The 24,605-nt window shown below is 46.6% G+C and carries 28 protein-coding genes; 14 read left to right on the top strand and 14 right to left on the bottom strand.

The annotated features are described in order from the left end of the window. Positions 1 to 87: 87 nt before the first annotated feature. A complete protein-coding gene (locus tag M1D67_RS05365) occupies positions 88 to 195 on the bottom strand; it encodes a YhdX family protein (RefSeq protein ID WP_003180159.1) in 108 nt (35 codons plus the stop codon). A gap of 191 nt (positions 196 to 386) precedes the next feature. Here M1D67_RS05365 and M1D67_RS05360 point away from each other — a divergent pair, with 191 nt between their 5' ends. From M1D67_RS05360 to crcB, 3 genes are read left to right on the top strand one after another with little or no spacing between them, the layout of a single operon-like run. After that, complete coding sequence (locus M1D67_RS05360) at positions 387 to 1,091, top strand: glycerophosphodiester phosphodiesterase (protein ID WP_326251201.1); 705 nt, start codon at positions 387 to 389, stop codon at positions 1,089 to 1,091. A gap of 15 nt (positions 1,092 to 1,106) precedes the next feature. Next, positions 1,107 to 1,508, top strand: a complete 402-nt coding sequence (locus M1D67_RS05355; protein ID WP_023856526.1) for a fluoride efflux transporter FluC — start codon at positions 1,107 to 1,109, stop codon at positions 1,506 to 1,508. Further along, positions 1,505 to 1,861, top strand: a complete 357-nt coding sequence (crcB, locus tag M1D67_RS05350; RefSeq protein ID WP_039072566.1) for a fluoride efflux transporter CrcB — start codon at positions 1,505 to 1,507, stop codon at positions 1,859 to 1,861. Before M1D67_RS05355 ends, crcB begins: the two co-directional genes overlap by 4 nt. 206 nt (positions 1,862 to 2,067) lie before the next feature. Here crcB and M1D67_RS05345 read toward each other — a convergent pair whose 3' ends face one another. The 4 genes from M1D67_RS05345 to M1D67_RS05330 form a co-directional block, all read right to left on the bottom strand. Further along, entirely contained in the window at positions 2,068 to 2,745 is a 678-nt protein-coding gene (locus M1D67_RS05345; protein WP_009328972.1) for an N-acetylmuramoyl-L-alanine amidase family protein, read from the bottom strand. Beyond that, on the bottom strand, positions 2,708 to 2,995 hold the full coding sequence (locus M1D67_RS05340; protein WP_003180149.1) for a hypothetical protein: 288 nt from the start codon (positions 2,993 to 2,995) through the stop codon (positions 2,708 to 2,710). The genes M1D67_RS05345 and M1D67_RS05340 overlap by 38 nt, the downstream gene beginning before the upstream one ends. Positions 2,996 to 3,203: 208 nt before the next feature. Beyond that, positions 3,204 to 3,605: a hypothetical protein gene (locus M1D67_RS05335; protein WP_003180147.1), complete on the bottom strand. Its 402-nt coding sequence runs from the start codon at positions 3,603 to 3,605 to the stop codon at positions 3,204 to 3,206. Positions 3,606 to 3,702: 97 nt separating this feature from the next. After that, positions 3,703 to 5,076: a hemolysin family protein gene (locus tag M1D67_RS05330; protein ID WP_003180145.1), complete on the bottom strand. Its 1,374-nt coding sequence runs from the start codon at positions 5,074 to 5,076 to the stop codon at positions 3,703 to 3,705. A gap of 314 nt (positions 5,077 to 5,390) precedes the next feature. On the opposite strand from M1D67_RS05330, the gene M1D67_RS05325 reads away from it, so the two are divergent. From M1D67_RS05325 to M1D67_RS05310, 4 genes are all read left to right on the top strand, one after another. Continuing rightward, positions 5,391 to 5,816: a MerR family transcriptional regulator gene (locus M1D67_RS05325; protein ID WP_020450745.1), complete on the top strand. Its 426-nt coding sequence runs from the start codon at positions 5,391 to 5,393 to the stop codon at positions 5,814 to 5,816. A gap of 60 nt (positions 5,817 to 5,876) precedes the next feature. Then, on the top strand, positions 5,877 to 7,199 hold the full coding sequence (locus tag M1D67_RS05320; RefSeq protein ID WP_020450744.1) for a hemolysin family protein: 1,323 nt from the start codon (positions 5,877 to 5,879) through the stop codon (positions 7,197 to 7,199). Positions 7,200 to 7,330: 131 nt separating this feature from the next. Continuing rightward, positions 7,331 to 7,927, top strand: a complete 597-nt coding sequence (locus M1D67_RS05315; RefSeq protein ID WP_458117856.1) for a TetR/AcrR family transcriptional regulator — start codon at positions 7,331 to 7,333, stop codon at positions 7,925 to 7,927. After that, a complete protein-coding gene (locus tag M1D67_RS05310; RefSeq protein WP_095289900.1) occupies positions 7,924 to 9,201 on the top strand; it encodes an acyl-CoA thioesterase/bile acid-CoA:amino acid N-acyltransferase family protein in 1,278 nt (425 codons plus the stop codon). Before M1D67_RS05315 ends, M1D67_RS05310 begins: the two co-directional genes overlap by 4 nt. A 29-nt stretch (positions 9,202 to 9,230) precedes the next feature. Here M1D67_RS05310 and M1D67_RS05305 read toward each other — a convergent pair whose 3' ends face one another. The 3 genes from M1D67_RS05305 to M1D67_RS05295 all read right to left on the bottom strand — a co-directional run bounded on the left by M1D67_RS05305 (position 9,231) and on the right by M1D67_RS05295 (position 11,419). Next, positions 9,231 to 9,596: a DUF805 domain-containing protein gene (locus M1D67_RS05305; protein WP_020450741.1), complete on the bottom strand. Its 366-nt coding sequence runs from the start codon at positions 9,594 to 9,596 to the stop codon at positions 9,231 to 9,233. A gap of 102 nt (positions 9,597 to 9,698) precedes the next feature. Further along, entirely contained in the window at positions 9,699 to 10,298 is a 600-nt protein-coding gene (locus tag M1D67_RS05300; RefSeq protein ID WP_026579982.1) for a lysophospholipid acyltransferase family protein, read from the bottom strand. 125 nt (positions 10,299 to 10,423) lie between these two features. Next, complete coding sequence (locus tag M1D67_RS05295; RefSeq protein ID WP_479831648.1) at positions 10,424 to 11,419, bottom strand: aldo/keto reductase; 996 nt, start codon at positions 11,417 to 11,419, stop codon at positions 10,424 to 10,426. Between the two features lie 155 nt (positions 11,420 to 11,574). Here M1D67_RS05295 and M1D67_RS05290 point away from each other — a divergent pair, with 155 nt between their 5' ends. The 4 genes from M1D67_RS05290 to M1D67_RS05275 all read left to right on the top strand — a co-directional run bounded on the left by M1D67_RS05290 (position 11,575) and on the right by M1D67_RS05275 (position 14,238). Beyond that, a complete protein-coding gene (locus M1D67_RS05290; protein WP_026579984.1) occupies positions 11,575 to 12,117 on the top strand; it encodes a cupin domain-containing protein in 543 nt (180 codons plus the stop codon). A 288-nt stretch (positions 12,118 to 12,405) separates the two neighbouring features. Next, positions 12,406 to 12,897 (top strand): RNA polymerase sigma factor SigM, encoded by a 492-nt coding sequence (gene sigM, locus M1D67_RS05285; protein WP_011197692.1) that lies wholly within the window; start codon positions 12,406 to 12,408, stop codon positions 12,895 to 12,897. After that, positions 12,890 to 13,960 (top strand): anti-sigma factor, encoded by a 1,071-nt coding sequence (locus M1D67_RS05280; RefSeq protein ID WP_011197691.1) that lies wholly within the window; start codon positions 12,890 to 12,892, stop codon positions 13,958 to 13,960. Before sigM ends, M1D67_RS05280 begins: the two co-directional genes overlap by 8 nt. Then, complete coding sequence (locus M1D67_RS05275) at positions 13,948 to 14,238, top strand: hypothetical protein (protein WP_003180123.1); 291 nt, start codon at positions 13,948 to 13,950, stop codon at positions 14,236 to 14,238. Before M1D67_RS05280 ends, M1D67_RS05275 begins: the two co-directional genes overlap by 13 nt. Before the next feature lie 28 nt (positions 14,239 to 14,266). On the opposite strand, the gene M1D67_RS05270 is transcribed toward M1D67_RS05275, so the two are convergent. Further along, complete coding sequence (locus M1D67_RS05270; protein ID WP_025808232.1) at positions 14,267 to 14,701, bottom strand: GNAT family N-acetyltransferase; 435 nt, start codon at positions 14,699 to 14,701, stop codon at positions 14,267 to 14,269. Positions 14,702 to 14,813: 112 nt separating this feature from the next. On the opposite strand from M1D67_RS05270, the gene pdxR reads away from it, so the two are divergent. Together pdxR and M1D67_RS05260 are read left to right on the top strand one after the other, a co-directional pair. Continuing rightward, on the top strand, positions 14,814 to 16,226 hold the full coding sequence (pdxR, locus tag M1D67_RS05265) for a MocR-like pyridoxine biosynthesis transcription factor PdxR (RefSeq protein WP_411202430.1): 1,413 nt from the start codon (positions 14,814 to 14,816) through the stop codon (positions 16,224 to 16,226). 77 nt (positions 16,227 to 16,303) lie between these two features. Beyond that, positions 16,304 to 17,191, top strand: coding sequence for an AraC family transcriptional regulator (locus M1D67_RS05260; protein ID WP_479831647.1), 888 nt, complete (start codon positions 16,304 to 16,306; stop codon positions 17,189 to 17,191). 36 nt (positions 17,192 to 17,227) lie between these two features. Here the strand turns inward: M1D67_RS05260 and M1D67_RS05255 are convergent, their stop codons facing one another. From M1D67_RS05255 to M1D67_RS05235, 5 genes are all read right to left on the bottom strand, one after another. Continuing rightward, a complete protein-coding gene (locus M1D67_RS05255; RefSeq protein ID WP_095289888.1) occupies positions 17,228 to 18,856 on the bottom strand; it encodes a pyridoxal phosphate-dependent decarboxylase family protein in 1,629 nt (542 codons plus the stop codon). Positions 18,857 to 18,877: 21 nt separating this feature from the next. After that, on the bottom strand, positions 18,878 to 20,236 hold the full coding sequence (locus M1D67_RS05250; RefSeq protein WP_039072556.1) for a sodium-dependent transporter: 1,359 nt from the start codon (positions 20,234 to 20,236) through the stop codon (positions 18,878 to 18,880). Between the two features lie 138 nt (positions 20,237 to 20,374). Further along, complete coding sequence (locus M1D67_RS05245; RefSeq protein ID WP_145929881.1) at positions 20,375 to 21,244, bottom strand: SDR family oxidoreductase; 870 nt, start codon at positions 21,242 to 21,244, stop codon at positions 20,375 to 20,377. Positions 21,245 to 21,326: 82 nt separating this feature from the next. Beyond that, the gene (locus tag M1D67_RS05240) at positions 21,327 to 22,391 is read right to left on the bottom strand and encodes a PQQ-dependent sugar dehydrogenase (protein WP_479831646.1); all 1,065 of its coding nucleotides are present in this window, start codon (positions 22,389 to 22,391) and stop codon (positions 21,327 to 21,329) included. Between the two features lie 121 nt (positions 22,392 to 22,512). Further along, positions 22,513 to 23,604, bottom strand: coding sequence for a citrate synthase/methylcitrate synthase (locus tag M1D67_RS05235; protein WP_105979123.1), 1,092 nt, complete (start codon positions 23,602 to 23,604; stop codon positions 22,513 to 22,515). 110 nt (positions 23,605 to 23,714) lie between these two features. On the opposite strand from M1D67_RS05235, the gene M1D67_RS05230 reads away from it, so the two are divergent. Beyond that, entirely contained in the window at positions 23,715 to 24,593 is an 879-nt protein-coding gene (locus tag M1D67_RS05230; RefSeq protein WP_025811806.1) for a LysR family transcriptional regulator, read from the top strand. The last annotated feature ends 12 nt before the right edge of the window (positions 24,594 to 24,605 follow it).

Raw genomic sequence — 24,605 nt, 5'->3', positions numbered from 1 at the left:
ACACATAAAAGGCTGCCGAACACTTCGGCAGCCTGATGATCATCATATTTTATTGTTCCAGAGACAACGTGATTCGGGCCAACACCGCTATTTCTTCTTCTGAGACTGTGTTTGATCAAGGAGAGTCGCTTTAAACATTTCAGCATCGGTTTCGATCTTAATCCGTTCTTCCACTTTAATTCTCCCTTTACCCATCATCTCGCCTCCTTTTGTCCATTATAAAATATCAGAATCTTTAGTAAATGATCCTTTTGTACCATTTTGCCGAAATTTGTCGCTTGTCTCTTCTCCCTGCCCTTTGTCCGCTTCAGTCAAATGATTTACTTGCATCGTCAAAATCGGGTATCCTTGTGATGGAAAGATTTTATCAAGAGGAGCTGACATGCTTGCATATTATCGCACATCGCGGAGCCTCGGCTTACGCCCCTGAAAATACGTTTGCCGCTTTTGAAAAAGCGGTGGAGCTCGGGGCTGATTTTATCGAACTCGATGTACAGCTGACAAAAGACGGCAGACTTGCCGTCATCCACGATGACAAAGTTGACAGAACGACAAACGGTACCGGGTTCGTTCGCGAGTATACGATGAATGAGCTCGAAAAGCTTGATGCGGGAAGCTGGTTCAGCCCGGAATTTCAGGACGAAAAAATCCCTTCACTTGAAGCTGTTCTAGGGAAATATCACAACAAGACGGGCCTTCTCATCGAAATCAAGTCGTCCAAAACCCAGCCCGGAATCGAAAAAGCGGCCGGACAACTGATCAGCCGGTTCGGCCATTCGATGAACACGATTGTCCAGTCGTTTGACGCAGGCGCCATGAGGGCGCTTCATCACATGTATCCTTCGATTCCGACCGCCGTTTTGATCAGGCCGCGATTCGGAATGCTGCCGCGCGCCCGGCTGCGGCAAATCGCGGAGTTTGCCCGGTACGTCAGCCTGAAAGCTACGATGGTCAGCCCTTTTCTGATCAAATCGATTCACAGCTGTGATTTGAAGGCGCTGGCCTGGACGGTCAACGGGAAGAAAACGGGACGCCGCCTGAAAAGCTGGAAAATCGACGGGATCATTACCGACTACCCGGATTATTTTTGAGAAAGAAGGAAGAGTATGAAATCATCTGTTGCCGTTTTTATCGGAGGAGCCCTCGGCTCGCTGCTGCGCTACTTCGTCAATCTGCATGGCGGCACCGCCGGTTTTCCTTGGCCGACTTTTATTGAAAATGCGTCTGGAAGCCTTCTCCTCGGCCTTTTGACAGGTTTTTTTGCGGCTCGGGCAAAAAAGCCGCTCGTCCAGTTATGTTTAGGAACGGGGTTTTGCGGAGGATATACGACAATGTCCGCTTTTTCTAAAGAGACCGTATTTTTGCTGCAATCGGCCGCTCCGCACATCGGGGTTCTGTACTTGATCGTGTCGCTTGCCTGCGGGGTGTGCTCCGCATTTTTGGGCATCATGATCGGCAAAAGGATGAGCGGAGCGTCAGGGAAAGAAAAGGAGCGGTATCAATCATGATGGCAGTTGGATTTATGATCGCCGGAGGATTCGGCTCCGTTTTAAGATTTTGGCTCGGCAATATGCTCATGGCGATGTTTCCGCGCCCGCGCATTCCTGTCAGCGTGATGGTGGTCAATATTGTCGGCTCATTCGCCCTCGGCATATTCGTCAGCCTCGGCATTGACAATCAAACGGTCTCTATCTTGGTCGGAACTGGATTTTTCGGAGGCTTCACAACATTTTCCACATTCAGCGTCGAAGCGGTTCAGCTTTTGGCTGCAAAACGTGTAAAGGATTCAGCGGTTTACATGCTGCTTACAATGGCATGCTCACTCGGGGGGTTCTGGGCCGGCAGCATGCTGATTTTGTAAAGATGATGAAACAATGATGCTCGTTCGGCTATGAACAGGCGCTTGCACATGTACTTCCGGTTGTCATTTTTCTTGCGCCCGCCGTCGCAAAAGCTGTGCCCTGATTTGAATGGCATTGTTCAGAAAGGAACACCACGGACAACTAAAAAAGATACAAACACATTAAAGAATCCATTTTGAATGCTTCAAAATGGATTCTTCCCTTTTTATCCTTTTTCAATGGCCGCTGTTTGAAAGCTGTCCCAATTCGCAGAAATAACGTTCAAAACATCGTCTTTTTCTTGGTAAGCTCCAATTTGTCCCCCGTCCATCGTCACTTTATACAGGGGAAACTCATTGTGTGTCAGACCGAGGCAGAGTGCGATGCCGGCTGCATGTCCCCGCGCCGTCTGTTCGATCCAGGCGGCGCTTTTCATTTTTGCCGAATCTTCGGGATGATCGATAAAGCCGTTCTCCGTCAATATGGCGTGCATCGCTGTTTCCCGAAGAACATGAAAGTTCGCCTTCTTCATTCCCCTGTCCCTGAGTCCGTTCTGCTTGATCACTTCGCCGTGAATGATCCGTTGATAAAGAGCAGTAACCGACTCATCGGTCAAGCCGCTGTAGATATAATCTTCATACCCGTACGCCGTACCGTCAAAAGCGTTTGTATGAATGGAGACAAATAAATCGGCCCCCCACGAATTGGCATCATCTGTGCGCTCCTGAAGCGTGACCGTTTTGTCTGTTGTTCTGCTCAGCCTCGTCTCTGCGTTATCATACTCTTTTAATAGAATGTCATTCATTTTGAGAGCAATCGCAAGCGTCACGTCCTTTTCCTGCAAACCGTTTCCCGATGCTCCCGGATCACTTCCGCCGTGTCCCGGATCCAAATAAATCTTCATGTTCAATCTCCTCCTTTGATAATGGTTTCAAGACGTTTTTTGAGCCGGAGTAAAATCCAACTGATGACAAGCCAAGCCAAGTTCCGATCATCATATCTTCCTTCCAGTCCCCTGCGGTAAACAAGAGAGAAATCGAGATGCCGAAGACAATTGCACAGATGGGGAGAAATCGTTTCTGAATGCCGACAAGCTTTACCGTATGCACCAATCCCGTAATCAGCGGAACGAGCGCAATTTCAGAAAAATCCATGTTCTTCCTCTCCTTTCCTGAAGCGTTTGTCTCAAAAAATGACCGGCATTTGTTTCATTACATGTGTCAAACCTCCCCGCTGTTTAAAGCTTGTCTTTATCATAAAAGAAAAGCTGCCCTCTCCCGTGTCATCATCGCGTCAAGAACCTGAAAAAAAACTGAAGCGGCCAGAAAAGAAGGGCTTGTTTGAGACAAGCCCTCGCATCCGTTAAATATTCGTGATCGCCGCCAAGCTGACAAGCAGCTTGTCCAGCAGCGATTTCTTCATTAAAAACAGCGTTTTTTCGCTGTAGCCGATTTCCATCGCGCATTTTCCCATGCTCCAATTATGAATATACCGGCATTCCACCAACTTCCGCTCGAGCTCATCCAATTCTGAGACAGCCGTTTCCATCGAATCAAGCAAAAATTGATAGAGCCTTTTTTCCGCGTCGATCTGATATTCAGCGTTTCTTTCTTTGACGGTGAGCCCGTTCTTTTGCTCCTTCTCCATCCTCCTTTCTAAATTGAGCACGGCGGCTTTGTAATTTTTCCAATTCCGCAAATGAAATTCGATCCGCTTAATATACGTTTTCCTCTCTTCCTCCGAAATGATTTCGTACCACAGCAAATCAATCACCTCTCAAACAGAACGTTTGTTCCCATTATATACGAACAAAAGTTCCTGTTCAAATGACTTTTTTCTTAAAATCAAAAATCACCTTGAGCTATTTTTCGCTCAAGGTGACTTCGTTAACGACGACCGGATTTGCCGGTGCCAGCTCTACATGTTCTGTTGTTTGTTCCCGCTTAACTTCGACGTGCTTAATCAGACGCCCTTCCATTTCGAGAACCGTTATCGTGTAAGAGCCGATATGCACCGCCTGGCCTTCCGCGATATCTATGTTTTCTTTCAGCACAAGTCCGCCGACTGTTTCGACTTCCTCTTCCTCGAGATCGTCTTCAAACAGCTCATTGACCTGATCGATTCTCACTTTGCCGTCCATGATGTATTCATGATCGGAGACTTTTTCGATAAGCGGTTTTTCGTCTTCATCGAATTCGTCCCTGATTTCCCCGACGATTTCTTCAAGAATATCCTCGGCCGTCACAAGACCAGATGTCCCGCCGTACTCATCCGTTAAGATCGCCATGTGAATCCGCTCCCGCTGCATTTTGATCAGCAGCTTTTGAACAGGCACGGTTTCAATGACTTCAATAACCGGACGGACATAGGCTTCAAGGGACAATCGCTTTTTCTCAGCCTCTGACATCATGAGCATATCCGTAAACAGCTGTTTCGTATTGATCATGCCGATGACATGATCCTTATCGCCTTTATAGACAGGCCAGCGCGTATACTTTTCCTGCAGCATGACCGAAATGGCCTCATCGATCGGCATATCCACCGGGACGGAGGCGATTTCAGTGCGCGGCACCATAATTTCTTTGGCGATCCGATTGTCGAATTCAAAGATTTTATTAACGTATCTATATTCAGACGGATTGATTTCTCCGCTTTTGTAGCTTTCTGATAACAGGATTCGCAGCTCTTCCTCCGAATGGGATTCATCCTTTTCCGAAGCAGGCTTCAAACCGAATAACCCGGTCAGCACTCTGGCTGAGGCATTCAGCGTCCAAATGAACGGGAACATCACAACATTGAAAAAGTGCAGAGGTCCCGCCAGCCACAGTGTCATCTGTTCGGCTTTTTGAATCGCGATGGTTTTTGGGGCAAGTTCTCCAACCACGACGTTCAGGAATGTAATCACTAAAAATGCAATGGCAACTGAAAGAGCGTGCGATACAGCGCCAGAAACATGCAAGCTTTCAAAGACCGGATGCAGCACCTTTTTAACCGTAGGCTCCCCCATCCAGCCGAGTCCGAGTGCTGTAATCGTAATGCCGAGCTGGCAAGCTGAAAGGTATTCATCCAAATCCGACACCACTTGTTTTGCGCGAACCGCCTTTTTGTTTCCTTCAGCAATCAGCTGATCAATGCGGGAGCTTCTGACTCTGACAATCGCAAATTCCGATGCCACGAAAAAAGCGGTTAATGCAATCAGAATCCCGATGATTATCAGACTAACAATATCGTCCATTTAACCTTATCCTTCACAAAGGACAAGGAGTCACCTCCTGATGAATTCAAATTCCCTTAATAAGGCTGATGTGCGTTCTGTAAAAATGACTATGCAGAGGGCCCCATCTAACCACCTCCAAGCCAAATATATACTATTATCTTACTTTATTAAAAAAGAGTCAGTCAAATGTCTAAACTTTAAATCTAACAATATTTTCTCGAATATTTAGATAAATAAAGGTTTTCGCATCAATTTTACGCCTTTTTTTGATCAATTAACTTGTATAAACAGCTTCTAATATATTAAAATGTTTTATAACTATAACGTGATGGTTGAGGAGGGATGCAGATGGGGCAGAGAAATATCGCATTGGCGAATTAGCAGCTGCTGCAGGCGTAACAAAACGGACTGTCGATTATTATACGAATCTCGGGCTGTTAACGCCTGACAGATCATGTTCAAACTACCGTTATTACGATGAAGCCGCTCTCAAACGGCTGAAGTTTATTATGGACTGCAAGCAGCAGAGATTGGCCCTGTCCGACATTAAAGTAAGGCTGGAAAACCAGTTTCCCTCTTCAACTGTGAATGATGATGAAATTGGAAGCCTGACAACGGAAATTGATCATGTCAATGACAATATTTCCGTGCTCATAAACAGATTGAAACGGTTGAATCCCGATGAACGGAAGATTCTGAAAAGCCGGCTTTCTCCTGAAAAAATGACGGTCATCCAGTCCTTTTTACTGCTGCTTTAGTTAATCTTTTACTAAACAGGAGGTGTTACCTTCATTCTCACGCTAGAGTGAAGGTCCTAATTGGAAATAGTTAATTTGGTTTTTGTTGCTGTATTAATTGCTTTAACAGCATTTTTCGTAGCGTCTGAGTTTGCGATTATCAGAATCAGAAGCTCGCGGGTTGATCAATTGATTGCTGAAGGAAACAAAACAGCGGTTTCGGTGAAAAAAGTCATTACGCATTTAGACGAATATTTATCGGCCTGTCAGCTCGGCATCACTTTGACGGCTCTCGGTCTCGGTTGGCTCGGGGAGCCGACAGTTGCCCGGCTGCTTGAACCGCTATTTGTGAAGTGGAACATTCCGAGCTCTGTATCACACATCGTTTCAGTCGTGATCGCCTTCAGCTTGATTACGTTTTTGCATGTGGTTGTCGGCGAGCTCGCTCCGAAGACGCTTGCGATCCAAAAAGCGGAAGCCGTTTCCTTCCTTTTTGCAAAACCGTTGATCTGGTTCTACCGCATCATGTTCCCATTCATCTGGGCGCTGAACGGATCGGCAAGGCTGCTGACGAAAGCGTTTGGCCTTGAAGCGGTTTCTGAAAATGAAATGGCGCACTCAGAGGAAGAGCTGCGAATTATTCTGTCAGAAAGCTACAAAAGCGGCGAAATCAATCAATCTGAGTTCAAATATGTCAACAAAATTTTTGAATTCGATGACCGTCTTGCCAAGGAAATCATGATCCCGAGAACAGAAGTCGTCAGCTTTCCAAATGATATGAAAATCGCCGAGATGATCGACATCACGAAGGTCGAAGGCTATACCCGCTATCCCGTCGAAGACGGAGATAAGGACAACATCGTCGGCGTCATCAATGTCAAGGAAATACTAACGGCCTGCATCAGCGGAGAATGCTCCAAAGAAGACACGATTGAACAGTTTATCAATCCGATCATTCATGTGATCGAGACTGTTCCGATCCACGATCTGCTTCTGAAAATGCAGAAAGAACGCGTTCATATGGCGATCCTTTCTGATGAATACGGCGGAACGGCCGGACTCGTGACGGTCGAAGACATCATTGAAGAAATCGTCGGCGAAATCCGTGACGAATTCGATATCGATGAAATTAATGAAATCCGCAAGATTGGCGAAAACCATTACATTCTCGACGGTAAAGTGCTCGTCAACCAAGTCAACGATCTGCTCGGCATTCAGCTCGACAATGAGGAAATTGACACGATCGGCGGATGGTTCCTGACGCAAAAATATGACGTACAAAAAGGCGACATGATCACAGATCAGGGATTTGAATTCACGATCAACGAAATCGACGGCCACCACGTTTCATACGTTGAGGTGAAAAAAGCTGCGGAAACGCCGCTGCTTGAAGAAGCGGAATAACATTGTGAACAAACCGGGGGATACAATGAATTTGTATCCTCTTTTTTTTGCGTTCAAAATATGTAACCACTTGATTACAGAGCAAAATTCAATTATCATGTAATCAAGTGATTACATTTCAGGAGGGACTTATGTCAGCACAATCTACAAAGGATCGATTAATCGAAGCGGCGCTTGCCCTTTTCAAAGAAAAAGGATATCAAGCCGCATCCACCAGGGAAATTGCCCAAAAAGCAGGCGTCAATCATTTGACCCTTTTTAGACACTTCGGAAATAAACAGAATTTATTTCGGGAAAGTGTTATTCAACATGTGTCATCGGGAGATTTTATTGGAGAACTTGAAGGAATACTGAGCGGCGATTTACGACAAGACCTCTCATTCATTGCGAAAGCATATCTAAAAGAAAACCTGGAAAAAGGTACTGTTTTTTTACTTTACTTTAATGATGCAGTACAGGATAAGGAAGTTTGCGAATTAATCATGGATATTCCCCGCCGTCTCAATCGCTTTTTAGAGACTTATTTTGCGAACCTCTATGCCGAAAAAAAAATTTCAGGCGGCAATTTTCAAATTTTAAGCCAAATGTTTTTCGGTTTGCTGAATCAATACATTATGTTTCAACATTTGCCCGCATTCAAGGAGTCGTTCGATGATCGTATTGATGACTATGTTGAGGAGTGCGTCGATTTATTTTATACAAAACTTGAAAAGGAAGTGCCGTCTTGATTACTCTGCAACCGGTTTTGCACATACCTGCAGTTTCCAAATGGGATGAAAAAATAAACCTGAAGATAAGCGGACTCCGACCGTTTGACATCATTGAAATCATCTTGACTGTGAAAGATGAAGCTGACGCAGAGTGGAGATCACATGCTGTTTTTCAAGCGAATCGATTGGGAGAAGTCGACCCTGCAGCAGCAGCCCCAATAAAAGGAACCTACCAGTCTAAAGATCAAATGGGGCTTTTTTGGTCAATGCAGGCGGTTGAATCCTCCTGCTCGTTCCATAAAAAATCGGTTAATTCCTCCGTTTACAGGATTGAGGTGAAGCAAAAAGAACGCACGATCCTGAGTAAAGAAATAAAACGAGTGCTGCTTTCTGAAACAGTAGAGAGACAGGAAGTAAGCGAAAATGGGTTGTCCGGCACATTTTTTCGTCCGCTTGCTGTCAACCGGCCTCCCGCAGTCATCGTATTAGGGGGATCTGACGGCGGTCTTGATGAAACAATGGCAGGCATGTTAGCAAATTACGGATATGCAACATTTGCAATCCCTTATTTTCAATACAAACAGCTTCCTAAAAAACTGGTTGAAATCCCGCTTGAATATTTCCGGAAAGCGATCGATTGGCTCGGACGCCAAGAAGGACTTCATCATCGTCAGATCGGAATATGCGGAAGGTCAAAAGGCGGCGAACTGGCGCTGCTGATAGGTTCCCATTTTCCTGAAATCCGTTTTGCGGTTTCTCATGTAGGCGGCGGGGTCGTCTTTCAAGGCGTTGGATTAAAAAAATTTCGGCAGACATCTTCCTGGAGTCTGGACGGCGCACCGCTCGCCTTTGCCCCGCTGCCATTGTTTTCGCTTTCTCAGCTGTGGAATATGGTGACACATAAGCTTACAAGACAGCCTCATGCTTTTACTGATCTTTACAAAAAAGCTTTACGGAAAGTGAAAGAGGATCATCCAGCAATTATAAAAGCGGAACATATTAATGGGCCTATTCTGTTAACTTCAGGTACGGATGATTTGGTATGGCCCTCCGCCTCTATGAACGAGAAAATCGTTGAACGGCTGAAAAAGAAGAGATTTCCCTATTCTGTTAAACATCTATATTTCGAAGATGCCGGCCATAATATCAGGCCTCCATACTTTCCGACATCCGGGCGGAAAAGCCGAAAAATAGCCTATGGGGGAAAAACTGAAGCCGATGCCATTGCAGCTCAAACATTTTGGCGGGAACTGCTTTTGTTTTTAGAAAAATCAACTGCCACAAACAACTAAAAAACCGCCTGGGGACAGGCGGTTTTCGCTTAGATAGCTCCCTTCGGGTTCGGCCCGTATTGATTTTCCTCTTTTACACTGTTTTGACAAAGCATGATCAGCAAAATAAATTGCCCAATGAGAGGGATCAGACCGATGCAGATCCAGCAGCCGCTTTTACCCGTATCATGCAATCTGCGGATCGTGACAGCCAAGCCCGGCACAAGAATGGCAAGCAAATAAACCATCCCTAAAAATGTCTCTATTTCATATTCCGGAAGATGCAGAATGGCTTTAAAAAAACCGTAGAGGACCAAAATCATGTATGAGAAAAAGCAAAACAGCCAAAATTCCTTTCGTCTCGCCCTTCCTGTAAATCCTGCATAGTTTTTTATTGCTTTCAAATACCATTTCATATATAAGCTCCTCACCAATAAATATCGTTCTAAAATACTGCCCAAAAAATTAAAAAACAGCTTCTGTGCGTGAGAAGCTGTTTTTCCTTGCGTATGTTTGAATTATAGCTGCTCCAGCTTTTTCTCTAAAGCTTTAATACTGTCATTCAAAGCCTCCGTCATCTTGACCAGCTTTTCTTTTGACGAATATTGAGCGAAATCTTCCTGATTGAGCGGTTCGCCGATGACCAGTTTCATTTTGCCTCTCTTGAAAAGCTCTTTTTCGTTGGAAGGACCGCTGTATGCGGCGGGCACAAGCGGCGCTTTTCCCATCTGGGCGATCGTGACAGCCCCTCTTTTCAATGGAACATCTTCAGATGATCTCGTTCCGCTTGGAAAAATGCCGACGATTTTTCCTTCTTTCAACAGCTTGATCGGAGTTTTGATGCTGCTTGGCCCGGGATTTTCCCTGTCGACGGGAAATGCGTTGATGCTTGAAAGAAAAGAACCGCTTAATTTATTTTCAAAAAGCTCTTTTTTCGCCATGTAATGAATTTCCATAGGCAAAATGCCGACACCCAGTGCGACGACATCCACCCATCCTGCATGTGTGCACGCAATAACGAAACCTGTGTCTTTAGGAAGATTTTCTTTATTGTATACTTTAATTCCGCCGCGCAAAGAAAGAATCGCTTTTGCAGCATAACCAGTAAATTTATACATATGGCACTTCCTTTATTGATGTAGTCGTATGAGGTTTCCCTTTATTATTATAACAATTTTTTTTATTACCTGGTACTAAAAAATGATTTTTCACAAAAAAAACCGGGGAATTTTCTCCCCGGTTTTCAGACTTTTTCTTTTGTCGGCGGCGCCATGAATTCAGGCCCGATCTGTTCTGAAATCGTATTGTCCAATATGTCGTCAATTGCTTTTTGATCACTTTCCGTTAAACTCCAGCCGGTGATTTCGCTGACGGGACGGATTTGATCAGGGCGTCTTGCCCCCCATAAAGCAATGCTTGCGCCAGGCTGATCAAGCACCCATCTTGCTGCCAGATGGAGAACCGATTTGCCGAACCGCTCGTTTGCAAACTCATCAAGTTTCCTGACGGCCTCAAAATATTCTTTAAAGCGCGGCTTTTGAAACTTAGGGTCCCGCTTTCGAAGGTCGTCCCCTTTGAACGTGTGGTCCTCATTCATTTTTCCTGACAGGAGCCCCCTGCACAAGCTTCCGTATAATAGCGTTGTCAGCCCTTGATCTTGCGCATACGGAAGAATGTCTTGCTCGATTTCCCTTTCAAACATGTTGTACGGCGGCTGTACGGTATGAAGCGGCGCCGCAGCTCTGAATGTGTCCATCTGCTCCGGGGAAAAATTGCTGACGCCGACCGCTCTGATTTTCCCCGCATCATACAAGTCTTTCATCGCTTCCGCCGTTTCTTCGATCAAGACGAGTGGATCGGGCCAATGCACTTGATACAGGTCGATGTAATCCGTATTGAGCCTTTTCAGCGAATCGTCAACTTCCTTGATGATCCGCTCCCTCGATCCGTCGCGATACAGCTGTTCCTGCTTCCAATCAAGTCCTGATTTTGTCGCGAGAATGACTCGGTCGCGCTCTCCGTATTGCTGTACGGCTTTACCGACGATTTCTTCCGACTGCCCGAAACCGTATGCCGGAGCGGTATCAATCAGGTTGATTCCTTCATCAAGCGCAGTATGAATCGTCTGAATCGCTTCTTTTTCATCGCTTCCGCCCCACATAAAACCTCCGATGGCCCATGTTCCGAGACCGATGCGCGACGATTCGATCGATGTACCGGATATGTTGATGTATTCCATGCTCCTCTCCCTCCTGTTGTGAGTCTGATATCATATTTTCCCGGAAGCTTTTTTAAAAAAACGTGTTTTGACTAAAAACCATCTTACAGCGGGACACTTCATATGCCTATTGCATACGATGATCCCAATAAAGCTAATGAAGGGACCTAGAACAAATGCATCCAAATCAATACCCATATTATATTCCTTTTTCTTATAACCCGGTTTGGTTTCACGAATCAGACTATGCAGGCGCTTTTCGAACACCCGGCAGCGAAGAACGCATCGTATTAAGAGATTATGGACAAAAGCCGTTTGCCGCTAACATCAACGAAGCGGCCAAACAGAACAAAACGTTTCGGACCGCTTTATGGACAGGAAGGCATTTGCAAGTTACCCTGATGAGCCTCAACCCCGGCGAAGACATCGGATTGGAAATGCACCCTCACGTTGACCAGTTCCTTCGTGTTGAACAAGGCAGGGGAATCGTTCAAATGGGGCCGAGCAAACATCATTTGCAATTTAAAAGAAATGTTTACGATGACACCGCTATCGTCGTCCCTGCCGGAACATGGCACAATCTCACCAATACAGGCAATACTCCGCTGAAACTCTATTCAATCTATGCTCCGCCCAACCACCCATTCGGCACCGTCCATCGAACGAAAGCCGATGCGCTGGCCGCAGAAGGCCGCCGCGGTCACGGCCAATATTTTTGACAGACGATAAAAACAGCTGATAATGAAGGATATCCTCTAATCAAATAGCCTTTTAGCATATAATAAAGATCTGATATGCTTAAAGGCTTATTTTGCTGCTGTGCTTTATATTTCGGCCGTTCAGTCGTTAAAATCGCCATGAAGATTAGTTTTTTTGAACGTGTTCAGTTATTATATAGGGTAGATGATTTTAAAGGTAAGAAATTGGAGGAAAAATGAGCCGTGGGCATATTTAGTGCAACTTCAAACCTTTCTTATGCGTTTATAACATAGAGGGGAGAAAAGGCAGTGACTATCGACGAAATTTACCAAATGTATATGAATGATGTTTACAGGTTCCTGCTCTCCATGACGAAAGATAAACATCTAGCAGAGGATTTGCTTCAGGAAACCTTTATGAGAGCTTACATACACATCCATTCTTACGACCACAGCAAAGTGAAGCCATGGCTTTTTCAAGTGGCACGCAATGCGTTTATCGACTATGTCAGAAAGCATAAAAAGGAAGTGACGATTTCTGACGACATGATCGGAAACCTGTTTCAAAACGCGGTGCAAAGCCCTGCTCACCAGGTCGAAATCAAGGAAGTGTTAACCTTATATATGAACCAGCTCCCCGATAACTACCGGGAAGCGCTTACGCTGTACTATTTAAAAGAATTGAACTACAAGGAAGCGTCAAGCTTGATGAATATCTCAGAGGCTAATTTTAAAAGTGTTTTATTTCGTGCCAGACAGCGGCTGAAAGCACTTTACAACAGAGGTGTTAACGATGAATGAAGATTTTAAAAAACGTTGGGAAAAATATAAAAACGGCGAACTTTCCGAATCGGAAATGCTCCGGGTCGAAGAAGAGCTTGAACAGCTTGAAGAATACCAGGACATGCTGGAACAGGAAATGAAAGACGAAGACTGGGATTTGGCGATCAGTCCTGAAAAGCAAAAAGCGATTTTAAGATACGGAAAAAATAAATCATATATGCGGATTTCCACCCTTGCTGTTATTTCTACGCTTATTATTCTGCCGATCTGCACACTCGGCAGCTATCTATACTACGGGTTGGGCGGGCATGAAAGCAAAGGGAATGAACTGGTGCAAACCGCTTCAATGACAGTTGCCGTCACAAACCCGAATATTCAAGTCGATACTGAAGCCCTTGTCAACAAAGTAAAACTCTTTGGAATCGAAACACAGTTCCCGTTAAAGAAGCAAATCGGAAACGTCACAAAAGTAGTTGGAAATGAAGAAGTGGAAATGTTCTTCGATCAGCTGAAGTCTCCGCAGATTCATCAATACAATCAGGAGCTTTCAAAAGAAGAACGTCATTTTGTCTACCCTGACGGCATCAAAGAAAAATCAGTGTCCAAAGCCGAGTCGATTTTAAAACAGCTGCCTGACGGAACCGTAACCGAAGCTTTCCTTTCCTTTGAAAAAGCATACCCGACAAAGGAGCTGTATGAAAAATTAAAAGGCTATGATGTTCGCGTTCTGTGGAATGCGATTGAAACAGAGGGCGATTTAAAAGATCATCCATACGCAGAGCCGATCGGATTTCCCGGAAAAGATTCAAACCGGATTTTTGAAATTCAGCAACCTGCCGAAAACGATGACGAGCAGTTTAAAGCGGCGCTTTCCTACATGATCAAGAACAAGAAATGGGCTGAAACCATTTCAGGCAGGAAAGACCTGAAGCTTTCCAAACGGCTTGACTATGTGGAACAGAATGGTGTGAACGTGTATGGAGCCGTCATTACCGGACCGTCAAAAGAGGTTGAACGGCTGATCAAAAAAGGGCCTGTCAAAGCAGCTAAAGTAGGTGAGGTGGAATTATGGAACTGGTAAGAATCTTTAAGGAGCACAACGTATTTGGATGGGTGTCTGTCGGCACGGCCATTCTGTCCCTGTTCGTCTTAAACTTGGCCATTTTAAGCGACACGATCGCATATTCGTATAAGATGCTTCCTTTTGCGATGGCCGCCGTTCCGCTCGGAATTATCGAGCTGTTCATAAAAAAAGGACGGACCGGTCTCGGATTTCTCGGCGTCGTCCTGAACATTTTCATTCTCGTTTGCGTATGGACCATCGTCTCCATCGATACGAATCTGCAGCTCGGCTTTTAATAACTCCCCGGTTATACCGGGGAGTTTTTCATTTCAGAGCCTTGCGAAATAGGTAGCTCGCTTTTTCATACCCCATTTTCTCTTCGTAAAAACGGTGAGCGTCTGCCCGCTGCAAGCCTGATGATAAAGCGATTGAAGCCAATCCGTTCCCTTTGGCCCACTCTTCAACAGCGCCTAAAAGCTTCTTTCCATAGCCTTTTGAACGGTGTTTTTCACACGTCACCAGGTCCGCTACCCAAACATGACGGCCTTGGTTCAAAGAAACCCTCGGCAAAAAGCCGGCCAAAGCCACCGGAATATCACCGTCGTACAGCGCAAATAATGTGTAGCTTTCAGCCTCCCGAGCTTCTTTGACGAGCTCCAAAAAAGACGTTTCATCCAAATGGGGCCGGAGCTGTTTCATGATCGGATAGACTTCCTTGAGCTCTGTTTCACAATGCAATTCCCTATAATCAAGCAACATCATCATTCCCTTCTGTTGGTTATGAAACTACTTTAACCCGAAAACTGGCCTTTTTAAAATGACCAGTTTTGATAAAATAAAACATACCAGATGAATTGAAAGGGCTGATCGAATGGATATAACCCCTTTTTTAAACCGCAGCGGCAGCGAGCCGCTTTATCAGCAGCTGTACACGTTTTTCAAACGCAGCATTCATTCGGGACACATAAAGCCTGGAACAAAGCTTCCCTCCAAACGAATGCTTTCCAAACACTTAAATGTCAGCCTGACAACTGTAGAACACGCGTATGAACAGCTGGCTGCAGAAGGATATTTGCTCAGCAAGCCTAGAAAAGGCTGGTTTGCGGCTGAAGTGGAAGGAGACTTTGCACAGACTGCGCCTCCTCCCCCTGCCGAAAAAGAACTGGAAGAACATGAGACGGCGGCTAACATGATCGATTTTCACCACGGCCACGTAGACCTCGCGTCATTTCCTGTTTCCCAATGGAAAAAAACGCTCGCCAAAACCGTTGGTGAATCAGGGTACGACCTTTTTCAAAGCGGCCCGCCGGCCGGAGACATTCCACTGCGGAAAATGATTGCGGTTTATCTCAGAGAGTCTCGCGGCGTGGTCTGTTCACCCGAGCAAATCATCATCGGAGCCGGCACACCGGTTTTGCTGCAGTTGCTGTGCCATCTGTTTCCTAAAGGCACAACCGTCGGTTTTGAAGATCCCGGATTTCATCGCTCGAAAACGGTCCTGAAAACCGGCGGCTTCAATGTGATGCCTATAGCAATCGACGAGAGCGGGATTTCCGTGCAAGATCTTGAGCAAAATCAGCCGCAGCTCGCATACACCACCCCGTCCCATCAGTTTCCGCTCGGAATGATCATGCCGGTCGGCCGCAGGCTGCAATTGCTTGACTGGGCAGCATCGACCGGAGCTTATATCATCGAAGACGATTATGACGGGGAATTCCGCTATGCAGGACAGCCGATTCCTTCCCTTCAGGGACTTGACCGGAACCACCGGGTCATCTATTTAGGGACCTTTTCAAAATCGCTGATTCCCTCCCTCAGGATCAGCTATATGGTTCTCCCCTTTTCGCTCGTCAAAGAAGGGCTCAACATGGCATCCTTATTTAAACAAACGGTTTCCCGCCATGTGCAGCAAGCCATTGCTCTTTTTATGAAAAACGGGGATTATCAAAAACACTTGAACCGAATGAGAACACTCTACCGAAAAAAGCGAAAAACGCTCCTTGATGCCATCAAGCGTGAATTTGGCGCTCATGCCGCAGTCAGAGGAGAGAACGCCGGTCTTCACATCATCCTTGAGGTGAAAAGCGCTCCGAGTGAAGAGTGGCTGACCCAAAAAGCGCTGGAAAAAGGGGTCAAAGTATATCCAGCCTCTGTCTCGTATGTGACTCCTCCTGAAACCCACGCGGTGCTCCTCGGGTTTGGCGGACTTTCTGAAAAAAGCATCGCAGACGGCATCAAAAAGCTGAAGACAGCATGGTTGAGCGGCGGACAGTCTCGGGAATGATCCTGCACAATCGGGCATGGAAAGTCGGATCCCGGGATTCTGATTCTGATATTTTTGTAAACAGAGGAGGTCATCAAATGGATGTGCTGAAGAACATGAATCAAGCCATGGCGTATATTGAAGAACACCTGACGGACAGAATCGACTTTCAAACGCTTGCGAAGCTTTCTTACTGCTCTGAATATCATTTTAAAAGGATGTTTTCTTTTCTTGCAGGGATTTCGCTGTCCGAATACATTCGCCGCAGGCGGCTTACCCTTGCAGCGTTTGAATTGAAAAACACAAATCAAAAAGTAATTGATATCGCTGTGAAATACGGCTATCACTCGCCGGATGCTTTTACGCGCGCATTTCAAAAGCTGCACGGCATCACGCCGACAGAGGCAAGGCACGATATCAGCACACTGAAAGCATATCCTCCGATGACCTTCCAGTTAACAATTAGAGGAGGAAACGAAATGAACTACCGTATTGTAGAAAAGAAGGCATTTCGGATCGTCGGAATCAAAAAAAGGGTCCCTGTCGTCTTTCACGGAATCAATCCGGAAATCGCCTCGATGTGGAAAGCTTTAAGCAGTGAAAACATCGCTGAATTAAAAGAGCTGTCAAATGTCGAGCCGCTTGGACTGATTCAAGCATCAGCGAACTTCTCCGAAGGCCGGATGGAAGAGCAGGGAGAACTTGACCATTATATCGGTGCAGCGACAACGAAGGAATGCCCGGACCGATATGAACAGCTTGAAGTTCCCGCCTCGACATGGGCTGTCTTTGAATCGGCCGGTCCGTTTCCGGACACCCTTCAAAATGTCTGGGGACGCATTTATGCTGAATGGTTCCCGTCTTCACATTACGAGCAAACGAAAGGGCCGGAAATCCTTTGGAATCAGGATCAAGATATCAGCTCCCCAACGTTTAAAAGCGAAATATGGATACCTGTCCAAAAAAGAACGGCATATAAAGACTAAAGAAAGAACGGGAGGTTTAACCCTCCCGTTTAAATTTTATCCGGCTGCTACATCGGACGGTTCAACATGCGCTTTTAAAAAGGCGATATAATGGTCAATTGTATCAACCGTCGTGTAAGGCGAGACACTGTAGAATTTCTGGACATAAAGCGGCACGGGCAAACGGCTGTCAGCAGGATAAACGTATGTTTGCTTTTTCGTGCTGCCAAAATAGGTGTGACTGCGGTGCCTTCCCAATGTTTCGGCGATTTTTTCATTGAATTTGTTAATATTCCGCACTTCTTCCTCCGTGATGGCGCCGCTGATTTCTTCGTGATAGTGGACATTTCCCGGATAGAAGCGGAATGTCGTTACAGGTGATACATCATTGGTGACGGCTGCATTCGGAAAAGCCTGCAGGAGTTTTTTTCGAAATGCCAGGTTAACTCTGATGTAATTGGCCAAGATCTCCTGGTAGCCTTCGATTCCGAATGCGAGCAGAGAAGCATAAATCGGTATGCTGCTTCCCATTCGCGAACACTCTAGCGTATAGCTCGTATGATAGCTGCCAAACCCTCTGTTACCGACATAAGGCGTCTCATCCGGATCCAAATCAACGACTTTCAGTGCCTCACGGTTTTTCACCAAGAAAAGGCTTGTGATATACGGCGTTTGTCCAAGTTTATGAAAATCAAAGACCAAGCTGTCCGCCAGGTGCAAATGCTGAAAATGTTTTTTGTAGCGGGCAAGCGTCTCAAGCACCTCATCTTCAAGATGAAGCGGGTTTCCGATGAAATCGTATCCGTTAAAAAAACCGTACATCCCGCCCATCGCCGTATCGGCATGAATATAGACAGGAGGCAAACCGTAGGCGGCCTCTATTTCCTCAGTCACTTTTTTGATACCGGCCAAATCATCGATGCCAAATGAGTCGGTTGTGCCAAGCGTTGCCAATACATAGATCGGATGTCCGCCTTTTTCAATCACGGCTTGCATTTTTTCCCGCAAATCGGCCAGATCCATCGAATGATCGCGATTCGTCTTGACCTTGATCAAATGGTCCGTCCCGATTCCGGAAGCTTCCATCGATTTGTAAAGACTGAAATGCGAAAGCTCTGAACAGAACGCGTACAGGTGATGCGGCGTTCCTTGCTGATTCGCTTCAGGATACGCGCTTGCGATCGCCAGCCTGAGCGACTGAAAAACAGCTCCCTGCCCGCCCCATGTGGTAAAACCGCCGCTCTTGTGCCTGTCATAGCCGACAATGTCCGAAAGCATCGCCGTGATCTGCACTTCCGTCCTTGCTGCAGCCGTGCCGTCTACATCCCATAAATTGTTTCCGTTTAAAAGAACCATTAAAAGATTCCCGGCGATGCTGGCGGTGTTCGGCAAAGGTGTCGCGTTGGCCACATAATGCCTGTTTAAAAAACGGTGGCCGTCAAGCAATTTCAATAGCTCTTCAACGCTTTTTTCCGCCCCGAAGCCTTTTTCCGGCAAGGCGGCCTCTTCAATGACGCTTTGATAGTAGTCAGAGGAAACTTCAGACTCGCGGCCAAGCGTCATCCGGGCGGGATCCTTCAGCCTGTCCATTCCGGCCAATACCGCTTCAAGCAATGCCAGCAGCTGATACCGCGCCTCGTGATTGCCATCCTCGCTCGGAAACATCTGTTGAAAGTCTAACACCATATTCACCCATCTCCTGATCTTTTAAAATGAAAACACTCCGATTAAATTTAAAAAGACAAGTACAATTGCAAGCGGCACAAGGAAACGGAGAAGATAAAACCACACGATAAAAAAGCCTTTCCCCGCTTTTGATCCGCTCTTCATTTCTTCATATAGATCGTGTTTGGACAATTTCAGCGGAATAAAAATCGAAATAAAAAGCGCGCCAAGCGGCAGCAAAATATTGCTGACGACATAATCCGCCGCATCAAAAAACGTCTTCTTAAAAATGAACGGCTCATCGAGCACTCCGTAAGACAAGCAGGAAGGAATGCCGACGGCAAAAATCAAAAGGCCGATCGCCCACGTCCATTTTCCCCTTTTTGTTTGATCGCCTTTTGTAATAGCGGCAACAATGATCTCAATCATCGAAAAAGCCGAAGTCAGCGCAGCAAATAAAAAGGCCGTCAAAAATCCGATAAAAAACAGCATCCCGAATGGAAGCCGGTCAAAAACTGCCGGCAGAACCGTAAATAATAAAGTCGGACCCTGATCGGGCTGAAGCCCAAATGAAAAGACGGCCGGAAAAATCGCCAAACCGGCAAGCAGCGTGACGGCAAGGTTCATGATCACGATCGAGACCGCCGACTTCGGAAGGTTTTGTGACTTTGACAAATAGGAGCTGTACGTTACCATCACAGATACGCCAAGCGTCAACGTAAAGAAAGCTTGTCCGAGCGCAAAAAGAATCGCCTGCGGCGTCAGGCTGCCAAAATCGGGCACAAGCAGAAAACGCACGCCGTCGATCGCATGCTCAAGCGTCAGAGCCCTTAAAACGAGCGCAATAAATAAAATAAATAATAGCGGCATCATAATCGAACTGACGCGCTCGATTCCTTTTTGCACACCCTTCGCCACGACGAGGATCGTCATGATGATAAACGCAAGCTGCGCTGCCAGTGTCTGCAGCGGATCTTGAATGATCGAACCGAAGAGCTCCCCGTATCCGGCCTGCGTGAGACCCGACAATGAACCGGTTACTGCTTTGATGATATAAAGCAAAATCCAGCCGCCGATCACACTGTAAAACGACAGAACAAGGAAGCAGGCGGCGATTCCGATCCAGCCTGTGATCACCCAAGGCGTCCCCGGCGCTATTTTTTGATAGGTGCCGATAGCATCCGATTGGCTTTTTCGGCCTAATATAAATTCCCCCAAAAGCAAGGGGTATCCCAGCAGGATCGTAAATAGGACAAATACAAGGAAAAATGCGCCTCCTCCGCTCGTTCCAGCCACATAGGGAAACTTCCAAATCGCCCCCAGGCCGATGGCGGATCCCCCTGCAGCGAGAACAAAACCAAGTTTGGATGCCCATTTTGCTGTCATTCTGCGATCGCTCATTCATACACATCCTTTCTCTTTCTGTTTCTATTATCTCTTACGGGGCAGCTCTTTTGAAAGTGATCTTTCAAATTCTTATTTTTCCGAAAAAATAAACAGAAAAAACCGACTGCCTTACAATAGCAGCCGGTTGAAAGGTTATGTCGTCACATATCTTCCGCCGTTGATGTGGATCGTCTGTCCTGTCATATAAGAAGAATCGTCTGAAGCGAGCAGAACATACACCGCAGCGTGTTCAGAAGGCTGTCCGGGCCTTCCCATCGGCGTATTTGTACCGTGTTTTTCCGTTTTTTCCGGCGAAAAAGTAGCCGGAATGAGCGGCGTCCAAATGGGCCCCGGCGCTACCGCGTTGACGCGTACTCCTTTTTTGACAAGGGATGCAGCCATCGAACGGGTAAACGCGACAATCGCACCCTTTGTGCTCGAATAGTCAATCAGCGCCGGACTGCCCTCATAAGCTGTGATCGATGCGGTATTGATAATCGCGCTTCCTTCCCCTAAATGCGGGAGCGCGGCTTTTGTCATGTGAAACATGGAGAAAATATTCGTTCTGAACGTTTGTTCAAGCTGTTCGGTCGAAATATCTTCGATCCCTTTTTGCGGATGCTGTTCGGCAGCGTTGTTGACAAGAATGTCGAGTCCGCCAAAGTGATTCACCGCTTTTTCGACAGATGTTTTGCAATGTGCTTCATCCCCGACATCTCCGGGAATCAACAGGCATTTTGCGCCTTCCTGTTCGATTCGTTCTTTCGTTTCCTCGGCATCCTTGTGTTCGTCCAAGTACATGACGGCAATGTCGGCACCTTCTTTGGCGTATGCAATGGCGGCCGCTCTGCCGATTCCGCTGTCTCCTCCGGTAATAATGGCGGTTTTTCCTTTTAATTTGCCGCTTCCTTTGTAGTCGCGATCTTCCGAGAGCGGAAGGGGCACCATCTTGTGCTCAGCCCCGGGTTGTTTTTCTTGTTTTTGCGCTTTCTGTCCATCCGTCTGTCTGTTTGCCGGATTCATTCGTCTCACCTCTTCACCATTGTTTAGTGCACAGTTACCACGATTCCGGCATCCTTAAACGCAAGAACTCAGCGAGACATGTTTACTGGTCAGACAGAGGCACGCGGATGAGCCGGTCATCTGTCTGTTTTTTTTCGCCTCTTCCGTCGCCATTGTTCGTAATGAAATACAGATCATCTCCGATTACTTTTACATCTCTGATTCTGCCGTATCCGCCAAGCCACTTGACCGCTTTGGCTTCCGCAGGATCGACCCGGAAAACCCCCTCTCCCCGCAGCCCGGCCATATAGAGGACATCCCCTTTCTGCGCTAAACCGGATGGGGCCCACGTTTTTTCTCCCGAATGGATGAGCGGCGCTTTCATTCCCCGCTTCTCATCGCTTCCCTCAATCACCGGCCAGCCATAATTGGCTCCGGGTTCAATTTTGTTCACTTCATCATGTCCAGACTGCCCGTGTTCGGAGCTGTAAAGCTGCCGGCCGATCCATGCGAGGCCTTGCGGATTCCGGTGTCCAAAGCTGTATACATAAGACGAGCGAAAAGGCTGATCAGCAGGGACCGCACCATCAAGCTCCATCCTTAAAATCACCCCCCGCAGCTTTTCAGGCTGCTGGGCCCATTCCCTTTCCCCCGCATCACCTGTCGTGATGTACAGCTTTTGATCGGGCCCGATCGCCATCCGGCCGCCGTTATGAATCACGCCTCCTGGCAAATCGGCAAGCAGCTCCTCCGTTTCCGTCCAAGTAAGACGGTCAAGCGTCAATTTTACGATCCGGTTTTTCAGATGGCTCCCGTCTTTGTATGTATGGTAAACGTATGCCTCCTGATTGTTTTTAAAATCAGGATGGAGCACAAATCCGAGCAGCCCGCCTTCCCCTTCTTGATGAACGGGCTTTTTCAGCTGAAGCTGCATGCGCTCCTTTTTGCCTTCGGCAATGGATACGATTCCCCCGTTTCTTTCGGTAATGAAAAAAATCCCGCCAGTGTGACCGATCGTCCAAGGTACATCCAAGCGCTCTGCGATGACCTCGGTGCCGCTTCCGCCTTCTTTTGTCGCCGCCGCTTCATTTTCAGCATCAAAATCCCGGCCTTCCGAGCATGCACTCAGAAAAAACAGCATGATCAACATCAGGAATCCTTTTTTCATCGTCTCCCCCTTAAAGGATTTTCTTGATGAATACATTCAAGAACACCGGCATAATTCCCTACTTAAACATACAAAAATCTATTAAAAAACACGCCCTTCGCTGAGAAGGCGTGTGTCCGCATTACTGAGAAACCAATTCCCCGATATATTTAGCCGACGGCCTGAAAATCATGTTGTTATCAGCCTGCTCCAGCACATGGGCGCACCAGCCGACCATTCTCGCTGCCGAAAAAGTAGGGGTAAACAATGCGGCATCAAAATCGATCGCCTTCATGACAGCCGCTGCGTAAAATTCGACATTCGTATAAAGCTTGCGCCCCGGTTTGTATTCTTCCAAAAGGCGGATCGCCGTATTTTCAACATGAAGAGCAAGGTCGATATCCCGGTCGCCCCCGGCAATTTCCTCAGCTTTCACCCTTAAAGCCTTCGCTCTCGGATCATGCGTTTTATAGACGCGGTGTCCAAATCCCATCAGTCTCTCGCCTTTTTCAAGCTTCTCTCTTATATAGCTTTCTGCGTGCTGTTTTTCCCCGATGCCTTCCAGCATATCGGTAACCGCTGACGGCGCTCCGCCGTGCAAAGGTCCTTTCATTGTGCCAAGTGCAGATGTGACGGCAGAAACAAGATCGGATTCCGTAGACACCGTAACCCTTGCCGAAAAGGTTGAAGCGTTCATGCCGTGTTCCATCGCAAGAATCATGTACGTTTCGAGCGCTTTTTTCTGAGCTTCTGTCGGGCGCTTTCCTTTCAGCATGTAAAAATAATGTTCCACAAAGCCAAGCTCATCCAGCGGCTGAACAGGCTCTTTGCCATCAGTCAGCCTTTTTCTGAAGGCGATAATCGACGGGGCGGCTGCTATCAGTCTGAGAGCCTGCTCCATTGTCGGCTTGAACGCAAACGATTTATCCCCGAATGAAGAAACGGCCGTGCGAAGAACCGCCATATCGTCTAATTCGGCAGGAAGGCTGCGGATCAATCGCTCGCATGCTTCTGGCAGCACACGGAATGAAGCGAGCATCTCATTGAATTGGCTGAGTTCCACTTCCGTCGGAAATGACCCGTTGAGTATCAGATAAGCGACTTCTTCAAATGTGGATGTAAGCGCCAGTTCATCAGCATTGTACCCTCTGTAGATCAGCTTTCCCTCTTCACCGTCAATGCGGCTGATGGCTGTTTCAACACAAGTAATCCCTTTTAATCCATGATAAACCATATCAATTCCTCCTTTTTCCTTTGTAAATATCATTATAGTTGATATAATATTTAAAAAATATTGAATTATATTGATGTCTTTGATTAACAAAATTAATCAGGAGGACTGCAATGGATTTTAAATGGCTTCATACCTTTGTTACTGCCGCAAAATACGAAAATTTCAGAAAGACGGCGGAAACCTTATTTATTTCTCAGCCGACCGTCACCGTTCAAATTAAACTGCTTGAGGAAGAACTCGGGTGCCAGCTGTTCACCCGCAAAGGAAGAAGCATTCATTTAACGAAAGAAGGCCGCGCTTACCTTCCTTTCGCCCTTCGCCTGCTGGAAGACTATGAATCGAGCATGGCAGAGCTTCACAGAATCAGACAGGGCTATTCGCAGACATTGAATCTAGCGGTTTCACCGCTTATCGCCGATACGATTCTCCCATTTGTATTAAAAAAATACACAGCGCTGCATCCGAATTCGGAGATCAAAGTAAAGATCGCCGAATCAGCTGAAATCGCTCCCCTGATTTCAGCCGGCCATGCAGATATCGGATTAAGCTGCTTAAACGTGCAATCGTCAAACCTGAACTGCTATTCCATGTACAGCGATCCCGTGATTTTGGTTGCCCCTCATGACGGCCGCGATTCAGAACAAGCGCCGCCGCTCGATGTCGAAGATTTGCTTGAAGAATATTTGCTGTTGACCCATAATCACCCCGAATACTGGGACGACCTCGTCAGGCAGCTGAGGATCAAATTTCCGTTTGTCAGAACAATGCTCGTAAGCCAGACGCATATTACGAAACGATTTATTTCAGAAGGACTCGGTATATCATTTTTGCCGCTGTCGACTGTGCGCCGCGAGCTGATGGAAGGAAGATTAATAGAGGTGCCGTGCGATTTCATGAAGCTTCCTGTTGCAGGGGGATATGCAATTAGTCTGAAAGATAATGAGAAGGTCGAACACTTTTTAGCGTTTTTAGCCGAGTTCCGTTTCTAAACGAAAAAAACC

This window comes from Bacillus sp. PK6-025, assembly GCF_056530265.1.
The sequence above is the reverse complement of the archived record's forward strand: the minus strand, read 5'-3'. Positions and strand labels throughout refer to the sequence as shown.